General features: G+C 61.4%; 9 protein-coding genes and 1 pseudogene. 3 read left to right on the forward strand and 7 right to left on the reverse strand.

Translation table 11 applies throughout. The features are described from left to right. The 3 genes and pseudogenes from ACH2DG_RS14715 to ACH2DG_RS14725 all read left to right on the forward strand — a co-directional run. Positions 1 to 389: pseudogene (locus tag ACH2DG_RS14715) on the forward strand (ATP-binding protein); the annotation flags it as partial. After that, the gene (locus ACH2DG_RS14720) at positions 382 to 1,224 is read left to right on the forward strand and encodes a phosphoadenosine phosphosulfate reductase family protein (protein WP_395027044.1); all 843 of its coding nucleotides are present in this window, start codon (positions 382 to 384) and stop codon (positions 1,222 to 1,224) included. The pseudogene ACH2DG_RS14715 and the gene ACH2DG_RS14720, both read left to right, overlap by 8 nt. Beyond that, a complete protein-coding gene (locus tag ACH2DG_RS14725; protein WP_395027046.1) occupies positions 1,221 to 4,217 on the forward strand; it encodes a hypothetical protein in 2,997 nt (998 codons plus the stop codon). The genes ACH2DG_RS14720 and ACH2DG_RS14725 overlap by 4 nt, the downstream gene beginning before the upstream one ends. A 33-nt stretch (positions 4,218 to 4,250) precedes the next feature. On the opposite strand, the gene ACH2DG_RS14730 is transcribed toward ACH2DG_RS14725, so the two are convergent. The 7 genes from ACH2DG_RS14730 to gyrB form a co-directional block, all read right to left on the reverse strand. Next, positions 4,251 to 4,637, reverse strand: a complete 387-nt coding sequence (locus ACH2DG_RS14730) for a hypothetical protein (RefSeq protein ID WP_395027047.1) — start codon at positions 4,635 to 4,637, stop codon at positions 4,251 to 4,253. A gap of 11 nt (positions 4,638 to 4,648) precedes the next feature. Then, positions 4,649 to 5,041 carry a nucleoside 2-deoxyribosyltransferase domain-containing protein gene (locus tag ACH2DG_RS14735; RefSeq protein ID WP_395027048.1) on the reverse strand — a complete coding sequence of 131 codons (393 nt, stop codon included), beginning with the start codon at positions 5,039 to 5,041 and terminating at the stop codon, positions 4,649 to 4,651. Then, entirely contained in the window at positions 5,019 to 5,720 is a 702-nt protein-coding gene (locus tag ACH2DG_RS14740) for a hypothetical protein (protein WP_395027049.1), read from the reverse strand. Before ACH2DG_RS14740 ends, ACH2DG_RS14735 begins: the two co-directional genes overlap by 23 nt. Beyond that, positions 5,717 to 11,137, reverse strand: a complete 5,421-nt coding sequence (locus tag ACH2DG_RS14745; RefSeq protein ID WP_395027051.1) for an FtsK/SpoIIIE domain-containing protein — start codon at positions 11,135 to 11,137, stop codon at positions 5,717 to 5,719. The genes ACH2DG_RS14740 and ACH2DG_RS14745 overlap by 4 nt, the downstream gene beginning before the upstream one ends. Beyond that, positions 11,131 to 12,690 carry a hypothetical protein gene (locus ACH2DG_RS14750; RefSeq protein WP_395027053.1) on the reverse strand — a complete coding sequence of 520 codons (1,560 nt, stop codon included), beginning with the start codon at positions 12,688 to 12,690 and terminating at the stop codon, positions 11,131 to 11,133. The genes ACH2DG_RS14745 and ACH2DG_RS14750 overlap by 7 nt, the downstream gene beginning before the upstream one ends. Further along, complete coding sequence (locus tag ACH2DG_RS14755; protein ID WP_395027054.1) at positions 12,687 to 14,597, reverse strand: hypothetical protein; 1,911 nt, start codon at positions 14,595 to 14,597, stop codon at positions 12,687 to 12,689. The genes ACH2DG_RS14750 and ACH2DG_RS14755 overlap by 4 nt, the downstream gene beginning before the upstream one ends. Positions 14,598 to 15,111: 514 nt before the next feature. Then, positions 15,112 to 17,691, reverse strand: coding sequence for a DNA topoisomerase (ATP-hydrolyzing) subunit B (gene gyrB / locus ACH2DG_RS14760; protein ID WP_395027056.1), 2,580 nt, complete (start codon positions 17,689 to 17,691; stop codon positions 15,112 to 15,114). Positions 17,692 to 17,723 lie beyond the last annotated feature (32 nt).

The following is a 17,723-nucleotide window of genomic DNA, read 5'->3' on the forward strand; positions in this document are numbered from 1 at the left end:
ACGGATCGCGCGTCTCCCTCGAAGGCATCCTGGCCCTGGCGGCCGAGAGGCCTCCACGCGACTGGGTGGACCGTCATATCGATGCGGCTGTGTTGGAGCTGACCAAGTTCGCCCGGCGCTTCCGCGAGTCGGAGGCTTTCGCGACGGTGCAGGGCCGCAAGGCGCACAGCGAAGCCATCGCGGTAGTAATTGGCGCGGGTTCAGACACCAAGACGATCTCGCGCTCTTTCGCGATCTCTGATCGCCATCGCAAGACGGTCGAGACCAAGGCCAACGAGCTCGCCTCGATGCTCGAAGGACAAGGCTTGGGAACCGACGTATTGCTGGCTATCCTCGCCAAGGCTGGGATGAAGCTAGCGTCTATCGACAAGGAGGCGGCCAATGGCTGAGCGGCATGTACTGGGGATCTCTGGCGGAAAGGACAGCGCGGCACTTGCCGTCTACATGGCCGCCAACCACCCCGAGCTCGACATCGAATACTTCTACACCGACACCGGCGAAGAGCTCCCAGAGGTTTACGAGTTCCTCGCCAAGCTCGAAGGCAAACTGCACAAGCCGATTCTGCGGTTGAACCCCAACCGCGACTTCAAGTTTTGGCTGCGCCAATACAACCACTTTCTGCCCAACCCCAATTCGCGCTGGTGCACTCGGAAGTTGAAGCTCGCCCCGTTTGAGGAGTGGGTCAGGCCGATGCTCGCGGCCGGAGACAGGGTCACTTCCTATGTGGCCATCCGCGCCGATGAAGACTACCGCGAGGGCTACGCGGCCAAGGCCGAGAACCTCTTTGTGAAGCTACCCTTTCGCGAGGCCGGCATCGATAAGGCCGGCGTCATCGACATCCTGGAAAACTCCGGCGTCGGCTATCCCAAGTATTACGAGTGGAGATCGCGCAGCGGCTGCACCTTCTGCTTCTTCCAGCAGAAGATCGAGTGGGTCCGCCTGCGCGAGAAGCACCCAGACGCCTACGAGGCTGCCAAAGCGCTCGAGAAGGACGCCTTGGAGCACGGCTCGCCCTTCACTTGGTCCAAGGGCGAATCGCTCGCCGACATGGAGCAGCCTGAACGCATCGCCGAGATCCAAGCTGAATACGGGATCCGCCGGACCCGCATGCTCAAGGCCATCCCCATCAATCCACTGCGCCCAGTTAAGGCCTGCCCAGACGACATCGACGACATCTACGGCGTCGACGAAGGCAACGGCTCCTGCGCCGTTTGCCACAAGTGAAGAACGCCGCGCCCTTCCCCACTGGCGGCGCGCGCGACGTTGGTATGGCTGCGGCAGGTTTTGAAGCGAATCCCCCGTCACCAAACGACGCGCTGACGGCATCAGAAGCGGCGCTGCATCTCGGGATCACTCCCGAACTCCTGTTTTTCTACACGAGCCGGAGTTTTCAGAAACGCCTCGGCGAAAGCCGGCGGCTGCGCACCCTCCAGATTGAGGGCTCTACTCGATTCCTGGTCTCTGAGCTCGACGACTTCGACTCCTATTTGCGGGAGCCGTGGGCGGAGGTCAGCGAAGCGCGCCGAGATCCGCCACCAAAGGTGCTTGCATATCTGCACGCAGAAAGCGGGGGAAGTTGCATGCGCTGTGGGTCTGGCGTCGCTGTGCAGACGGCGCACATTGATCCTTGGGCCAGTTCCCGCTGCAACCATCATCACAATCTTCTTCGGATTTGCTCGGGGTGCCACAACGAGCATGACGCGCACCATAGCCTCCCGACGGAGGAACTCAGAAAGCTCAAAGCATCAGGAATCGAACGTCTCAACGCGAACCTTCGAAGCCGCCTGAACTTCCGTCCTCATTTCCCGCTGCCATCGCCAGATCCAATGTTCGTCGGGCGCGCGGAGGAACTGGAACGCATTCGCGACTCGCTGCGCACCGACCGCTATCTCCTTGTCCATGGGCCCGGCGGCATAGGCAAAACGCAGCTTGTGCTGAGAGCGCTGGAGGCCGCCGATACCGGAAGGCCGGTGCTTTGGATTGAGGCCGAGCGATTTGACGGTGTGGAGGCGATGAAAGCTGCCCTCGAGGTCTCGCTTCGGAGCATCCAACAGGGTGGAAGTGGGCCGCTGGAGTCCAGCCTAGACAGGCTGCAGGCATGCTTGGTCATCGACGGCTTGGAACAACTCAAGGCCTCAGACATCGACGCGATCGACGACTGGATCACCCAACTGCAGACCCGGTTGACCGACACGCAGATCGTCATCACATCGCAGGCAGACTTGGCGCAAGCGCGGGTCGACAATTACGTGAGGCTCGCAGGAATCGCAGCCGAAGCCGCCGAGCAAATTTTCGTCCACCACCTGCGGCCCGGCATCCCCACAGATGCGAGCAGCATGCGTGAGCTTGTCGCATTCGCTGACGGCCACCCTATGACGCTGCGTCTTGAGGCGATGCTGGTCAACTACTTCGGTTCCAGCGGCATCGCGCTGGAACAGATTCGGCGTCGCGGCGCCAACATGCTGGAAATCCAGAAGCGCTCTTCACAGACTCGCCGAACGTCTCTCCGGACTTGCCTCTCCCTCGCATACGACGCCCTTACGGAAGACGAGCGACGGCTTTTGTATGTAATCGCGAACGCGCCGGGCGGACTCTTCAGTCGCATGCTGGAAGACCAGCCCGAGTGGGTTGGCGATGGGCGGTCGGCAATTGCAGGCGCTTGGAGGTGGGGCCTCATCGAGGGAACAGATCGCGGCGAATCGCGTGAGCGTGTCCGCATGTTGTCGCCCATCGCGAGCTATGCCGTGGCTCGTTGGGGCGAGGAGCGCGCAGAGGACGCGGATAGGCTCACCCTGAAATTGGCAAAGACCTTCGCGATGATGGCAGCCGCGATCTCGATGCACTCCGAGAAGAATGGTGGCGTCCCGAACATGGTGGGGCGTTTCGAAGAAGAGCTTCCCAATCTGCTTAGGATGTTGGACCTCGCAGAGAAGCGGCCCGATGACAAGCTGCTTGGCGTGATGGCCGCTGGCGTCTGCTCTGAGCTGATGCGTTATTTCTTCGTGATCCGACTCGGCCACCTCGGCAGCAAGGTGATGCTGCGTGGCGCTCGACTTGCATTGCGCGATGGGAATACGCGTGGCGCTAGCGCATTGCTTACTCTGACAGTCGGACTTGCCTGTCGAAGTCAGGAGCGAATCGATCTCAGGCCTGCGATCGCTTTGATTGACGAAATCGAACTCAAATCGGGCGACGACTCATCGATCCTGGGCAAACTGGCCATGTGTCGCGCAATAGCGGGCGATCTTCGAGAGAAGAGCAATGTTGTCAAGGAGTTCTCCCTGAACGCGATCGCACATTTCGAGGATGCGCTTTCGTCCATGACCAAGTCGTCTGCTCCGAAGAGCGATCGTGAGAACATCGAAAACGATCTGGCTTCATGCTACGGAATCTTGGGCGGCGCGCTTCTTGCTCAACGCGAATTCGCCGCAGCAGCAACGGCTTATCGAAAGTCGCTCGACCTAACGCGCGGACAGTCCATTGCAGTCAATGCCGGTCAATCTCATCACCAAATCGGCAATTGCGAGGCATATCTTGGCAACCTGCACGAAGCGGCGTTCCGTTACACAGAGGCGGCAAACCATTTCCATGCCATAGGCATGTTGGGTTATTTGGGCAACGCGCTTAGCGAGTTCGGGCATCTACTCCTCGAGTTCCACGCCGATGACGATTGGCCGAAGTTGCCGTCGGCTGAACTCATCGCAGCCGGCATTGACGACGTAGCAGCAACTATCCAAGACTGCTTTGGCCAGTATCCCCTCGACCTTGAGGCGTGCGCTACCGCCCTGCGAAATCTATTCGGAATGCTGATCTTGATCAGCTTCAACAAAGAGGGGCGCCCACTCGCGTTCCCCGAATATCTGCGAACAGACCTTCTTCCATGGGCAGAGGAAGCCGTCTACGCAATGGATGAGGTTTGGTGGGACGAAATCGGGAGCGACGCGGTTCACGCGTTTAAGGCGCTGCTCGACTTTGAGGAGGCGATCGCGCAATTTGTGAGCACTGCTCTCAACTCAGAGAATGGCCCCATTGATATTGCCCCTCTAGCGGAGGCCTGTAAGCGTCTCGGATTCTTCGGGGGGCATCCTGACCGCGGACGCAATTGGCTTATCGTCTATCTGCGGCGTCGTTGGGGGTTGGCGGGCGAAAAGTTCGACGAATTCTTGGCATGGTTGGACAAGTCACATCCCAAGTGGCCGACGCCGCTCTTCCCGTAGACTCTTAACTGGTTTGTCGATTGACCCAAGGATTCAGTCGTAGACGGTTTTGAACCTGTTCGGATGCTGCCGCAGCAGCGAGACCGACGGCAGAATGACCGCCAGGTAGGCACGATCTTCTGGCCGATTCTCGTCAAGAAGCGAGCAGGCGTCATACAGCGTCGATACCCCAACCTCGTCGCAAGCGAAGTGATGGCAAATAGCTTCGCGAATGGAAGACTCCTTGGCCGACTTGGGCTGGCGGAATGGTTCCACCGCCACACCATCAGGAAGACTAGGCATAGCGAAGCCGTTCACCTCGTAGTAGTAGTCGACGATGTGTTTGATCGACTCCAACTTGGCCCGGACCTCTGCCTCGGCGCGGAGGTATTCGGGCGTCCCGGGTTTCAAGTGTTCATTCCACGCGCTGTAGCAAGGCATTGGCAGGCTCCTCAGTCGATCGACAACAGGTGATCGAGGGCTTCGCCGAGCGTTGGAAAGACACGTTCGGAGCACTGGCGAACCATCTCGAAGTAGCGGCGCACAGATGGATCCTCCACCTGGTCGACCATGAAGATCCGCTTGCCCAGGGCCTTCGCGAATCCGACTTCCAATGCCAGCGAATAACCGCCCGGGTTGGAAGCCTCCATGTTGGCCAACACGATGTCGGATTGACGCACAGCCTCCAGATCCCATCGCGTGTATTCGACGGGGTCTTGGATGTTGTGCGCGCTCGGGTCTAGCAGCTCAAACGACGTGGCCAAACGTGCAGCCACCTGGGCCTGCCAATCCGATCTGAACCCGCCGGCCAGGTAGATCTTCCTAAGCGGTGGCTTTGCCAGCATTGGCATCCTTTTTGACTTTCAGCTCGGCAGCCGCGATGGCAAACGGCGTGGCCTTCGCTCGGGAGAAGAAAGCCTCACCACGCCTGAACAGGGCCCAGGCCACAACCAGCATGAGGGCGACCTGGACACCCCAAGGCGCTGCATGGTCATAGACAAACAGCAGCTCAGGCCAGAGCATCGAGCACACGGCGAAGTCGAGCGCGATGATCGTCAAGGCCACACCAACCCCATTGCATAGCAGCGAGATGAACATGAACCGGCGCCCCATCGAGCCTGCCTCGGCTGAAACGGAGAGCGCGACGCTGCAAAGGTCGTTGTAGTCCCAGTCCTTCGCGCCGGTCCCGGCCTGCTGGGCTTTGACAAGCTCAGAGAAGCATTCGTAGGACTGCCGCTTCTTCGCTTTGGCTTCGTCAAATGCCTTGACCAGTCCGAGCTTGGTGAGCGGCGTCTTCAAAACCTGCTCGTGAAGGGCAAGCAGCGCATGCCCGAGCGCGAAAAGGATACCTGCGGAAGTGAGCGCCGCCGAGGTCGTGTCGCCAAGCTTGAAGATCGATTGGAGCTGGACCGGACCAAGGTGCATGAGCGTCAATCCGAAGGCCAAGACCGCGCCGGGCACCCACGCACCGATCAGGTCGTTGAAGAACTTCGCGATCGTGTCGGTCACTTCCTCGGCCTTCATTCGGTGCCTCCCTTGCCGCCGTTGTCAGCCGCGATGGCTGCCACAGCGGCCTCGATCTCCTGATCCGAAAGGAATGGGGCCTGCGCGAAGACCAGGCCCTGCTCGCCGTTGAGCTTGGCGGCCAAATGCCCGCGGCCCAGCAGCAGCTCGGCGCCCGGACGATCCAGCGCGATCTTGGAAGTCGCCTCGCTGGAGACCTTCAAGATCAACCGGTTGCCCAGGTTCTCGCGAAGCTGCATCGGCATCACGTCCTTGTCGGGGCGTTGCGCCGCGAAGATCAGATGGATGCCGGCCGCGCGCGCCTTCACGCCCAGCCGCTGCACGGCCGCTCCCACGGCGCCCTTGTATGCGTCGTCGAGCATCCAGTCCGCGAACTCGTCGTGGATCAGGAAGACCATGGGAAGGCGCTCCTCGGGCGAGACCTTGGAGTTGTAGGTGGGCAGATCACGCGCGCGGGCCTTAGCGAACGCGCGGTAGCGGTCTTCCATCTCCTGCACCAGCGCTTCGAGCACCTCGCCCGCCTTCTCCTTGGTGGTGACGATTTCGTCGCGCATGTGCGGCAAGTCCGCCAATGGGGCGTAGTCGACGCCCATCTTGGGATCGATCAAGATGAGCTGCGCCAGATCCTTGGGATTCGAGGCGGCGATGTCCAGAATCAGCGCCTGGATCAGCACCGACTTGCCGCTGCCAGTCGCGCCGGCCACCAACGAATGCGGCTCGTGGGAGGAAAGCCCGCCGAACTCCGCCCCGAGGTTTAGATACAGCAGCGAGCCGTTGATCTCTTGGAGACCCAAGAGGAAGGACGTATTGATCCCGGCGACGTTGCGGTTGAACTCGCGGCGGGACCACAGCTCCCAAAGCGACACAGCCTGCCGCTTGGAGCCGGCGACCGTCACCACGATCTCGCCCGGCTTAGGCTGGACCGTGACGAGGTTGATCGCGTGCGTGGTCAGGAGCTGCGTGCGCTTGTTCTCGATGTCTTCGACACGCAGCTTGTCGGACCCGGCCAGGCGCACCAAGCAACCATTGGGCGTCAACCGAGTCCCGATGGCCTTGGCCTGGAGCCCATAGCTGTTGAGTGCAGCCTGGAGCTTCTTGGTGACATCCTGCGCCCACGCCTCCCTCTCGGCGTCGGACTGCGCCCCGCCGGCGAACTTGGAGGCAACGAGCTCGGCCAAAGCAGAGTCGAGATTCGCGGCCGCGGCGGCTGCGGGGATCGGGGCCGAAGCCGGCGTCTCGACGACGGGTTGGGCCGGGCTTTGTGCAGGAGCCGAAGGCTCTTGCGCCTGGGCGCTGGACGCCCCCGGAACTGGGGTGACTTCCGCCGCCGTTTCCATGGCGGCGTCAACAGGGCCATTGGCAAGCTGGCCCATGGCCGCGAGCCATTGCACACGAGGGGCAGGCTTCTTGAAGCTGTGTCCCGCCCACGGCTCGTGGGGCCCGAGGCCGGCCCGCGCTTGCAGGCTTCCGGCGTCCTTCGCGTAGGCCTCGACAAGCTTTCTCAAGTCGTCCCGATCGAAGACCTCTTGCCAGGCCTTGACGCCGCTCTCGTCCAACAGGAGTTCTTGCTCGGAGGCCGACCCAGAGCCGGCGTCCGAGGTGTGGACGTAGACCTGGGAATAGCCGCGCAACGAGATCTCCACTTCGCCTTCGCGAAGCTTCGAGCGGGCGCGCTCCATGAGGCCCGTCATGCCCGGCGGGATCTCCGCGTCGATGAGCATGTCAGCCAGGCGGGCGAGCCACACGTCGCGGTCTAGCCGGCCCGGGTCGCCGAACAGGGCCTCCCGGAATTTGTCCAACGTCTGCAGCAGTTGGTCCTTCGAGCCGCGGCGGGCTGCCGCCAGGCCATCGGCTCCGACGTATTTCGACTCGGCGATAGAGATGACGACGCGGATGCCCTCGTCCTTCTCCTCGACATTGATCGCGAGGATGTCTGCGATGCGGCTCTCGGGTTGAGAGAGCCAGCTCGCGTAGTCGTCGAGCAAGAAGTAGGCGGTCAAGACCTGGCCACCGCCCGCCTGCGCCGTGAACTCCTCGGTTAACAGATGGCGGCTGAGGACAAGGCCGATCATTTCGCCCGCGGACACGCCGCGCTTTGCCGCGCGCAGCACGATGTCGCCGGAGACCGACAGCGCATCGCGCTTGGCCTTCTCAGCGGTTTCGCCAATCTCCTCTGCCGTGAGTGGAAGCATCAACTCTTCGAGCCGGCGGCGCACGAGAACACCCAGCAGTCGCAGCTCGGAAGTCGAGCTCACGATCATGTTGCGGCCGTTGGTCGAGCCACGGCGGTAGCGGACGACAGTGATCTTGTTGTGCTGTAGCTGACGCTTGTCGAGCAGCTCGTCATAAGTAGCGACCCATTCGGCTAGCTCGTGTGCGTCCTTGATCAGAGCCGCCAGGTCCTGGCTTTGCAGCGAGATGCGCCGGGCCGGCAAGAAGCGTTTCTCTTGCTCGATGTCCTTCGACATGCAGACGGAGGCCACAGAGGTGACATAGGCCCATCCGGAGGCCGTTTGCCAAGGGCAAGTGAGGAACGTCGTCGATTTGAGCTCGTCCTCGCCGGAGACGCTTCGATACGACCAACGCGAAGGAGCGTGATCGAGGCTCGGGCGATCGTTGGTCCAGGGCACCTCCAGCCACTCCTCCCGGGCCGAGCGGGCGACCACGTCATGCAGGAATGCCACGTCGAAGGCTTTGAAGCCCTGCGCACTTTCGCTAGGAGTGGAAGAGATGGGGCTCACCGCGATGCGCAGCTTCGAGATGAAGTTGTCGCTGGTCTCGTTGACCACGGGAAGGTCGGGATCGTCCCCGGCCTTGTTGACCAGCTCGCCGTAGACGCTGCGGAGCTTCGCCTGGTCGGCGTGGCGCACCGAAACGCTGCACTGGAACTTGCCGTACTCTTGGATCGAAGAGAGCTCACGCACTGTCGCCAGCGGCAGCTCGGCCGCGTCGGCGTTGTAGAGCACCACGCTGAGGTTCGAGGCCTCATGAGGCTGCAAACCGACGTAGCGCTCCAGCAGCTCGCGCGCCTGCTTGGCAGCGGCGGCCGGGTCCACATCCGACATTGCATCTTCTTCGCCGCGAATGGGCGACTCGAAGAGGCTGTAGCCGTTGACCGTGCTGCTTTCGCTGACCAGCTTGGGCGAGCTGTCGGCATTCAGCACCGCGATCTCCGGATAGAACGGATGGGCGATCTCGTCGGCGAGCTCGCGCATGAAGATCTCGCGATCCCCATAAAGGATGGTATTGCTGGAGAGCAAATGGGTGGCGAAGGCGGCCACGCGGCGCGACTTCACCGCCAACGCCTTCATGCGCTCGGGGTGCCACGGCGGAATGATCAACGACGGGTTTTCGCCTGCCACGCGGGCCGTTCCCACAGAGAGAACCTCAGAGACCAGTTTCGAGCGGCAGATGTCGCCGCGGGCTTGCGTCATCAGCGTGTTGAGCAGCGCGCCGAACGACTCGGCTTGGCGCGCGACGGCCTCGCCATGCAATCCGAAGCCGATGAAGTCCTCCATCGCCTTGATGTAGTCCGTCTCGAAGAGATCCCAAGCGGCCCGCACCTCGTCGCGCTGGGACTTGTTCAGGCGTCCATCGTCCTCGAGCTGCTTGATTCGCCTCTTGATCTCTCGCGCCAGGCTGCCAAACTTGCTCGTCGCAGGCACCAGCGAGCCAGCGTCGGTGGAATACGTGGCCTCCAGCGAGTTGGTGTCAAGCAGGGATACGTTTTGGACGCCGCCCTTCTTGCTCACGAGCCGCCGATGCACTTCCGTGCAGCCGACCGCGCCCTTCTCCAGGAGGCGGCGCATGTCCGCGACCATCGACAGGCCGATTGCGCCGGGCTTGTATATCCAGACGAGCTGCGTCTTGTTGATCCGGGTCTCGGCGCCGCCAATCACCTTGAGCAACTCGACATCGAATTTGATCTGCATCGCCGCTCGCCCAATCCCCGTGAAGGGCTTGAACTTCTTGTTGCGGCTCTCGGCGATCTCGCGCTCTTTGGCGATGAATTTGTCGAAGTCGAACAGCGGATCAGGCAGATCGGCCGTGGTCATCTTCGTGACCCTCCAATCCGCCTTAGATCCCATCAACCCGCGCAGGCCACGATACATGGCGGAGAAATAGCTGCCGGCGTCCTGGTTGAAGCGCTCGCGCCACTCGGTCCGGCCCTTGTTGACGGTGAAGCGCAGGATCCGCTCGCCGTTGGCTTCGTCCAAACCCGCATGCAGGTTGTTGACCACTCGCGCGAAGCCTTCGAAGAAGTCCACGCACTCGATGGGCTTTCCGAACAGGGCCTTCTCCCAGCGAGCCATCAGCTTGGAGTCGCGCTCCAGGAACCGGCGATGCGACGCGAAGAATTCTTCGTCTTCGGAGGTGAACTCGCCGCGACGCTCGCGCGTCTTCAAATCTTCGAGATGCTTGCGCCCGTCCGAGGAAAGCGAACCCTCCTCTTCGCAATCGTGCTCGAAGAAGCGAAGCGTCGTGTCTGCCAAGCTCTGCAGCAACTTCTCCTTGGGCTTGTCGAAAGCCAGGTAGACGCCATCGGCCTCCCACTCGAATTGGGCCAAAGCCGCGGCGGTGGTTTGGTCCCCGGCCGACGCCGAGGCGAAGGCCACCAGAGCCTTGCGCGCGCCTTCGTCGATCTCGTTGACGTTGGCGTCGATCCGCTCTTGGATCTCATCCGGATCCAGAGGCTGCCCGTTCTGGCGGAGCTTTTTCAGCAGAGGTGCCCGTTGATCGAAGAGCTTCGCGAACGCCTTTTGCCAAGGGCCGCGCGCGGTGGCGAACGTCCTGGCATTGGTGAAATAGCCTGTGTCCTTAGGCAAGCCCACCCTTGGCAGCGAACGGCCCACGGCATCGCGAATCGGCAAGCCGCTGGTGGAGATGGCCTCGACGACCTCAGAACAAAACTCGCCGAGCTGCACAAGAGAGAGCTCGGTTGCACTGAGCAAGCCACCGATGGCGGCCTGAAAGACTGCGCGGTCATCAGCCACCGGGGAAAGTCCGCCGGTGAAAAGCGCTGCATCGACCCAAGGCAGCGCCTCCGCACGCATCTCCTTAGCGCCGATCGGCGTGACGTGCGCGAGCGTGTCGGCGAGGTTGTGCTCGCTGCCGCTAGCGGTGAGGATCGCCTCTTTCTCCGTGAGGGCGTTGTTGCGCACGTAGCCGGCGTTCTCGGCGATCAAGATCTCCGGAGGCAGACCCTGACCGACCACCAGCGTCTCGGGGATCATCAGATCCATCCGAGCGAACAAGTCGGTCTTGCCCATGACCGCGCGCGCCACGGCGGCGATTTGGGTGGACGAAAGCCTGTCGAGGCGGAACAACGCGACGGTGTCGTCGGCTTGGGCCGGTTTTGCGAGGCGCTTGGCGAGGATGTCCGCGCCGACGCGCCCGATGATGCGATCGGTCAGCATTCAGCCTCCACCTCAGACGCGAACGGGTTTTCAACAAATGAACATGAATCGGAGAGCCGACGAACCAAGCCCAAGCCGACAAGGCGGGATTCAAGGTTGTCTCGGTTTTCAGTGAGCTCCGATTCGTCGATGGACTTGGTGTCCATCAGCCGAGCGCCTTCGACTTCGCCAATCACAAGTCCATAGCGAGTCTTGGCTGCGGCAAGGAACTCATCGAACTGCATGCGTTCGCCGACGAGCGCGATGACGATCGATTTGAGCAATCGATCGTTGGGCGCGTAGCGGTATCGGCGCGAGAGCCTGCGGGAGCTGAGCCCAATCGCACGCGACCATGACGCGTGGATCTTGCCGACGTGCTGGGAATGCCGCGGCAGCGCATCCTTGACGAGCATGTCGATCAAATCGTCGGGCTTGCGGCTCGCAAGGCCTTCTTCATCCTTGTCATCGGTCGGCGGCCATTGGAAGGCCTCGCGCAGAAGCTTCACGCGCTCGGCATCCGGGAATTCCGCCGAGTCAGCGGCGATCCAAGCCTTCTCGCGCCGGATGGATTCGATGTGCGCCCGGATCGCCTTTTCGGGGCAGCCCTGGTTCTGCTGGTAGTTATCGCTCGACAGAGCCCGCACCTTGCGGCCATCTTTGGAGACGATCTCGCACACGAACTCCACCGGCTCGTCGTCACCGGCGACGCGCTTCGCGCGCTCGAGGAAGTAGAGGAGCATGTGAAGGCCAGTGATGGCGATCAAGTGTTCGAGGGCGTCATAGACCGGCATGTCCCTCGACAGAATCGCCAACCAGTCTTCGCAGATCAGATCGAAGCGCGGATTGGAAACTTCGGGCAGGTAGCCCGAAATTCGAGGCTCCTCGGGGAGCTGCGGCTCACCTTGAAGCGCCCGGGTCAACCGGTTCATCGACGCCGAGCGATCGAAGAGGCGATTGGCCAGGATATCGCCGAGCTCGGCGCCCTTCTTGGCGCGGGTCAGCATCAAATAGAGCAGTTCGCCGGAGCGCGCGAAGAAGCGCCGGTCGTTGCTCATGCCGCCCTTCGCGTCGATCTTCAAGTCTTCGAAGAGCGCATCGGGGCCGAAGGGAAACACGAACTTCGAGCTCCAGCGCTTGTTGCTGCGCTCTTCGAAGGCCGAAGAGCGCAGCAACTCAATCGCTTTGGCGAAGTCATCGAAGCTGATGAAGGACTGGCGAAGGTAGGCCACGTCAGCGGCCGAGTCGCCGTTGCCAGTCTTACCTTGCTCGAACTTATCGAACCACTGGCGCCACTTCTCTTCGTCGGAGAGCGCGCTCTCCGCGATGGAGTCGACATAGGGGTTATTGAAGAGCAACCCGCGCAGGCGCATTTGCCGCTGCGGCTTGAACTTGACGGCGCCGTCCATCCCCGCGTGGGGGCGTAGCGGCTTGTCCAGGTTCGAACCCAAGACGCCTAGGAATTCGAGAACCGTCAAATGCGGAAGCTGCTCGTCGTAGAGGCGGTGGCCCCAGATGTTCTCGTCAACGCAAAAGTCGACGCCCTTGATGAAGGGCCGTTTGAAGATGGCGCTCATGCTGGAGCCCTTACGGTCACCGGGCGGACCAATCCGCGCCCGCCCGGTTCGATGTCGATGAAGTCGAGCGTCATGGCGGAGTCCTCGCCGTCCACTTCGTCGTCGTCCCTGACCCCATTGCGGCGGACGATCTCTGCCTTGCGCAGAAGCTTCGCTTTGAAGGCCAGTAGGTCTTCAAGGCACTCGTTGGAGAAGCTGGCCGGAAGGGCGCCCTCCGCGACGCGGGAGAGGAACTCGTGGCGGATGGGCGTGAGATCGAAGTCCACTTTGTTCATCTCGCCAGCCGCGAGCTGGACTTCCAAGAAGGGCCGTCCCGTCATGGGGTTGAGCTTGATGGCCATACCCGTGCCTTGCTGTCGCCGGGCCGTGGTCTCATGGTCGCAAAGCACGCTCACGCGGCTCTGGGTGAAGCCTCCGGAGCTGGCGATAAAGATGCGGTGGGCATTCTCAAGCAGCAAGCCCGTCATCACTCGGTTGAGGCCTTTGGCGATCCGTGCCCGGACGGCCTCGTTGACTTGGGTCTTCTTCGCGGCGAGCGTGTCGATGATCCCAAGGTAGTCGCCCGCGAAGCGGTAGACCGTCATGGCCCAGCGCAAGTAGCTAGGCTCATTGTCGGGCAGCGTGAAGTAGAGCCGCCGGCGCTGGTCCTCGAGCATCTCCATGAAAGCAGCAGCTCCCACTTCGAGCCTCGCCCCCTCGTGCCCCTCCAGGTAATCGTCCTGGGCGGCGAGATAACCCGGCGCCGCGCCATAGATGGGATCGCTCGCTACCAGGCGCGCGAAATCGGCCTGCAGCCGAGCGTCGTCCTTGCCATAGACCAGCAGACCATCGGCCCCGTTCGTGGTCTCCTCTCCTACGCCAAAGGCAGCCATGGCCTTGAAGACCGGGCCGTCGAACGTCCTGCGTTTGGGAAGGTTCGCCCCGAATGCGTTAGCATAAATGCTGGCCTTGCTGACGTGGTCTGCCTCTTGGATTTGCGCCACGTCCGCGCAAGTCATCAGGTTATCCTTGGCCTCTTTGGCGTCGGCATACCCGAGGATCATGTTCGAACACAGCGCGAGCAGGTCCCGCACGGGCAGATGCAATCCGTTAAGGCGCGCGATCTCTACCAGATCGCCCATGCGGCTCGCGAGCTGGCCGCCATCGGCCTCGCCGAGCAAGCGGCGGCGGTTCTCGTCGATCGGACAAACCTTCCCGTCAGCATTGAGGGGGCAGTTGGAGCAGTTGCTCCACTGAGGATGTCCTGCTACCGCCTTTGCGACCTCTTCAAAAGTCTTGCGGGTGGTCGTGCGACTGAGGTCGAACACCGCCAGGCGATCGGGGGCTGGTCCCGCTTGCAGGAAACACTCTTGCAAGGGCGTTCTCAGGGGATGCCGGCCGCCATGCCGTTCACCCAGGTCACGCAGTCGATCTAATATCTGTCCATGATTAGCCGCCAGAATCACGATCTCGGAGTCGTCACCCTCAAGGACAGACTTTTCGAGGCGCAACAGTGGCAGGTCGCTCGACTCGCCACGGAACTCGGAGAGGTCTTTGATGAAGACTGCCAGGCGTCCGTCAGCCAGCGGTAGCTCTTTCACGTTGCCCTTGGCGGCCCAGGCTTTGGCCTCGCCGCCGAGGTGGGTCCATAAAGCTCGGCAGTGATATGTCTTGCCATCGCCCGCCGTGCCAGCGATGAGCATGGAACCCGGAGCCTTGGATTCGACATGGCGGATCATGGCCTCGAGCAGCGGCGTCGCGAGCTTGATTGGCTCGATCTTGGCCCGGCTGACTGCGGCGGCCACATACTCGTCGAACAGAGTTAAGTTTTGCGGCGTCGGTCCGTAGCTACGCAGGAAGCGTACCCAAGCGCTCGCAGGGGGCACTCCCGTTTCCCCATTGCCTTGCAGACTTTTATTGGTAGACAAATAAATTTTCCTTTGAATGCCATTCTTCTGCGTATTGCAACAATTTAACCTGTCGCACCAATCAAGTCAGAGGAAGAGGCGAGGATTGATTATGAAATACCCATGCAACCAAGTGTAATGCTGTATGACTGTCTGACATTCGGGAAGGCTCTGTAATTTGAGAGCATGGACTCAAGGCGAGGTAGTCGAAATTTTCGCCTAAGCATGGGGGATGTGCATGGACTGATCAGCAGGGAAAACGACCTTTCGCTGGGTGGTGATCTGCTTTGATGACCAGCATTGATCCCGTTGTGATCATCGCGAGGGGATATGCTTCCCGAATGTTGAGGTTCCTATTGGTCAGAATATCCGCGAGTGGTGTCCTGTGCATCGATTCAACAAGCAGGCCGGTATTCCTGACGCGTTGAGCGGGAGCTAAGGCATCAATGAGAAACGCCCAGCGTTGCCGGGCGTTTTCAGATCAGCGATTTGCAAGTAGTGAGAATATTTGCAAGATCAATGAGAACCTACAAAATCAGACATCGATATTCCCCGCCCGCAGCGCATTGGTCTCGATGAAGTCGCGGCGGGGTTCCACCTCGTCACCCATCAGCATGGTGAACACGCGGTCGGCTTCGATGACGTCGTTGACCTTCACCTGCAGCAGGCTGCGCACATCGGGGTCCATGGTGGTTTCCCAGAGCTGTTCGGGATTCATTTCGCCCAGGCCTTTGTAGCGCTGGCGGGCCGTGGTGCGTTCGGCTTCGCTGATGAGCCATTGCATGGCCTGGCGGAAGTCGCTCACCTTTTCCATCTTGGCCTTTTCGCCTTCGCCACGGGTGACCTTGGCGCCTTCTGCGAGCAGGCCGTGGAAGTTTTGCGCCTCGGCAGCCAGGGCTGCGTAATCGTGGCCTTCAACAAACTCTTGCGTGATGATGGAACTCTTGATGTTGCCGTGGTGGTGGCGGCTGATGCGCAGAATGGGTTTTTCGGTGTGTGGATCGAGTTCGCCGCTCACTTCGGCAGGCACGCCGGTGGTGGTCAGCTCGCGCAGCTTGGCTTCCAGCACCGGGGCGCAGTCCATGGCGTCCTGCAGGGTGTCGAGCTTGATCTGCACGCCATCGGCAATGGCGCGCAGCGCTTCGGCGTCCAGGTAGGACGAGAGGCGTTCGATCACGGTTTCTGCGGCCAGGTGCATGTTGGCCAGTTTGGCCAGCTCTTCGCCTTCGATGGTGCGGGGGGCGTCGCCACCGGTGGTGACATTGGCGCCTTGCAGCGCCACGCGCAGCAGGAACTGGTTCAGCGCCGGGCCGTCCTTCAGGTACAGCTCTTCCTTGCCGTTCTTCACCTTGTACAACGGTGGCTGGGCAATGTAGATGTGACCGGCCTCCACGAGGTCGGGCATCTGGCGGTAGAAGAAAGTGAGCAGCAGGGTGCGGATGTGCGCGCCGTCCACGTCCGCATCGGTCATGATGATGATGCGGTGGTAGCGCAGCTTGGCCAGGTTGTAGTCGTCGCTGTTGCTTTTGCCTGAGTCTTCGCTGGCCTTGCCGATACCGGTGCCCAGTGCGGTGATCAGGGTGACGATTTCGTTGCTGGACAGCAGCTTTTCGTAGCGGGCCTTTTCCACGTTCAGGATCTTGCCGCGCAGCGGCAGGATGGCCTGGAACTTGCGGTCGCGCCCTTGCTTGGCCGAGCCGCCTGCGGAGTCACCCTCGACGATGTAGATTTCAGACAGCGCGGGGTCCTTTTCCTGGCAGTCGGCCAGTTTGCCGGGCAGGCCCATGCCGTCCAGCACGCCTTTGCGGCGCGTCATTTCGCGCGCCTTGCGGGCGGCTTCACGGGCGCGGGCCGCGTCGATGATCTTGCCGCACAGGATCTTGGCGTCGTTGGGCTTTTCTTCCAGGTATTCGGCCAGCGTCTTTGCGACGATGTCTTCCACCGGCGCACGCACTTCGCTGGAGACGAGCTTGTCCTTGGTCTGGCTGCTGAACTTGGGCTCTGGCACCTTGACTGACAGCACGGCGCACAGGCCTTCGCGCATGTCGTCGCCCGTCACTTCCACCTTGGCCTTCTTGGCCAGTTCGTTCTGCTCGATGTATTTGCCGATGACGCGGGTCATCGCGGCGCGCAGGCCGGTCAGGTGGGTGCCGCCGTCGCGCTGGGGGATGTTGTTGGTGAAGCAGAGAACGGATTCGTTGTAGCCGTCGTTCCACTGCATGGCCACTTCCACGCCGATTTCGGTGCCAGGAATGCCGCCATAGGATTCCGCAGGGCGCGAGCCGGTGGCGTAGAAGGGCGTGGGGTGCAGCACCTTCTTGTTGGCGTTGATGAAGTTGACGAAACCTTGCACGCCGCCGGCGCCGGAGAAGTCGTCTTCCTTGCCGTCGCGCTCGTCCTTGAGGCGAATGCGCACGCCGTTGTTCAGGAAGGAGAGTTCACGCAGGCGCTTGGCCAGGATTTCGTAGCGGAACTCGAAGTTTTCCTTGAAGATTTCCTGGTCGGGCAGAAAGTGCACTTCGGTGCCGCGCTTTTCGGTGGTGCCGACGATGCGCATGGGCGAGACTTCGACGCCATCGACGATTTCAATCAGGCGGTTCTGCACATGGCCGCGCGAGAAGTCGATCTGGTGGACCTGGCCTTCGCGGCGCACGATGAGCTTGAGCTTGATGGACAGCGCATTCACGCACGACACACCCACGCCATGCAGGCCGCCCGAGACTTTGTAGCTGTTCTGGTTGAATTTGCCGCCCGCGTGCAGCTCGGTCAGGGCAATTTCGGCCGCCGAGCGCTTGGGCTCATGCTTGTCGTCCATCTTCACGCCGGTAGGGATGCCGCGGCCGTTGTCCACCACCGATAGCGATCCGTCGGCATGGATGGTGACGAGGATGTCGTCGCAGTAGCCCGCCAGCGCTTCGTCGATGGAGTTGTCCACCACCTCGAACACCAGATGGTGCAGACCGGTGCCGTCGGAGGTATCGCCGATGTACATGCCGGGGCGTTTGCGCACCGCCTCCAGGCCTTCCAGAATCTGGATGGCGCCTTCGCCGTAGCCGCCTGCATCAGGGGTGCTTGGCGTGCTGGGAGATTGTTCCGGCTGGTTTTCTGCGGTCATGAAGCTGCCTTGGTACTGCAAAAACAGGAGCT

The sequence above is a fragment of the Comamonas odontotermitis genome (assembly GCF_040396735.1).
Classification (GTDB): Bacteria; Pseudomonadota; Gammaproteobacteria; order Burkholderiales; family Burkholderiaceae_C; genus Comamonas; species Comamonas odontotermitis_C.

What these genes read in the sequence shown, in the direction of transcription:
- ACH2DG_RS14735 (WP_395027048.1), bottom strand. Translation starts at nt 5,041, where the DNA reads ATGCTGGCAAAGCCACCGCTTAGGAAGATCTACCTGGCCGGCGGGTTC.
- ACH2DG_RS14720 (WP_395027044.1), top strand. Translation starts at nt 382, where the DNA reads ATGGCTGAGCGGCATGTACTGGGGATCTCTGGCGGAAAGGACAGCGCG.
- ACH2DG_RS14740 (WP_395027049.1), bottom strand. Translation starts at nt 5,720, where the DNA reads ATGAAGGCCGAGGAAGTGACCGACACGATCGCGAAGTTCTTCAACGAC.
- gyrB (WP_395027056.1), bottom strand. Translation starts at nt 17,691, where the DNA reads ATGACCGCAGAAAACCAGCCGGAACAATCTCCCAGCACGCCAAGCACC.
- ACH2DG_RS14730 (WP_395027047.1), bottom strand. Translation starts at nt 4,637, where the DNA reads ATGCCTTGCTACAGCGCGTGGAATGAACACTTGAAACCCGGGACGCCC.
- ACH2DG_RS14745 (WP_395027051.1), bottom strand. Translation starts at nt 11,137, where the DNA reads ATGCTGACCGATCGCATCATCGGGCGCGTCGGCGCGGACATCCTCGCC.
- ACH2DG_RS14750 (WP_395027053.1), bottom strand. Translation starts at nt 12,690, where the DNA reads ATGAGCGCCATCTTCAAACGGCCCTTCATCAAGGGCGTCGACTTTTGC.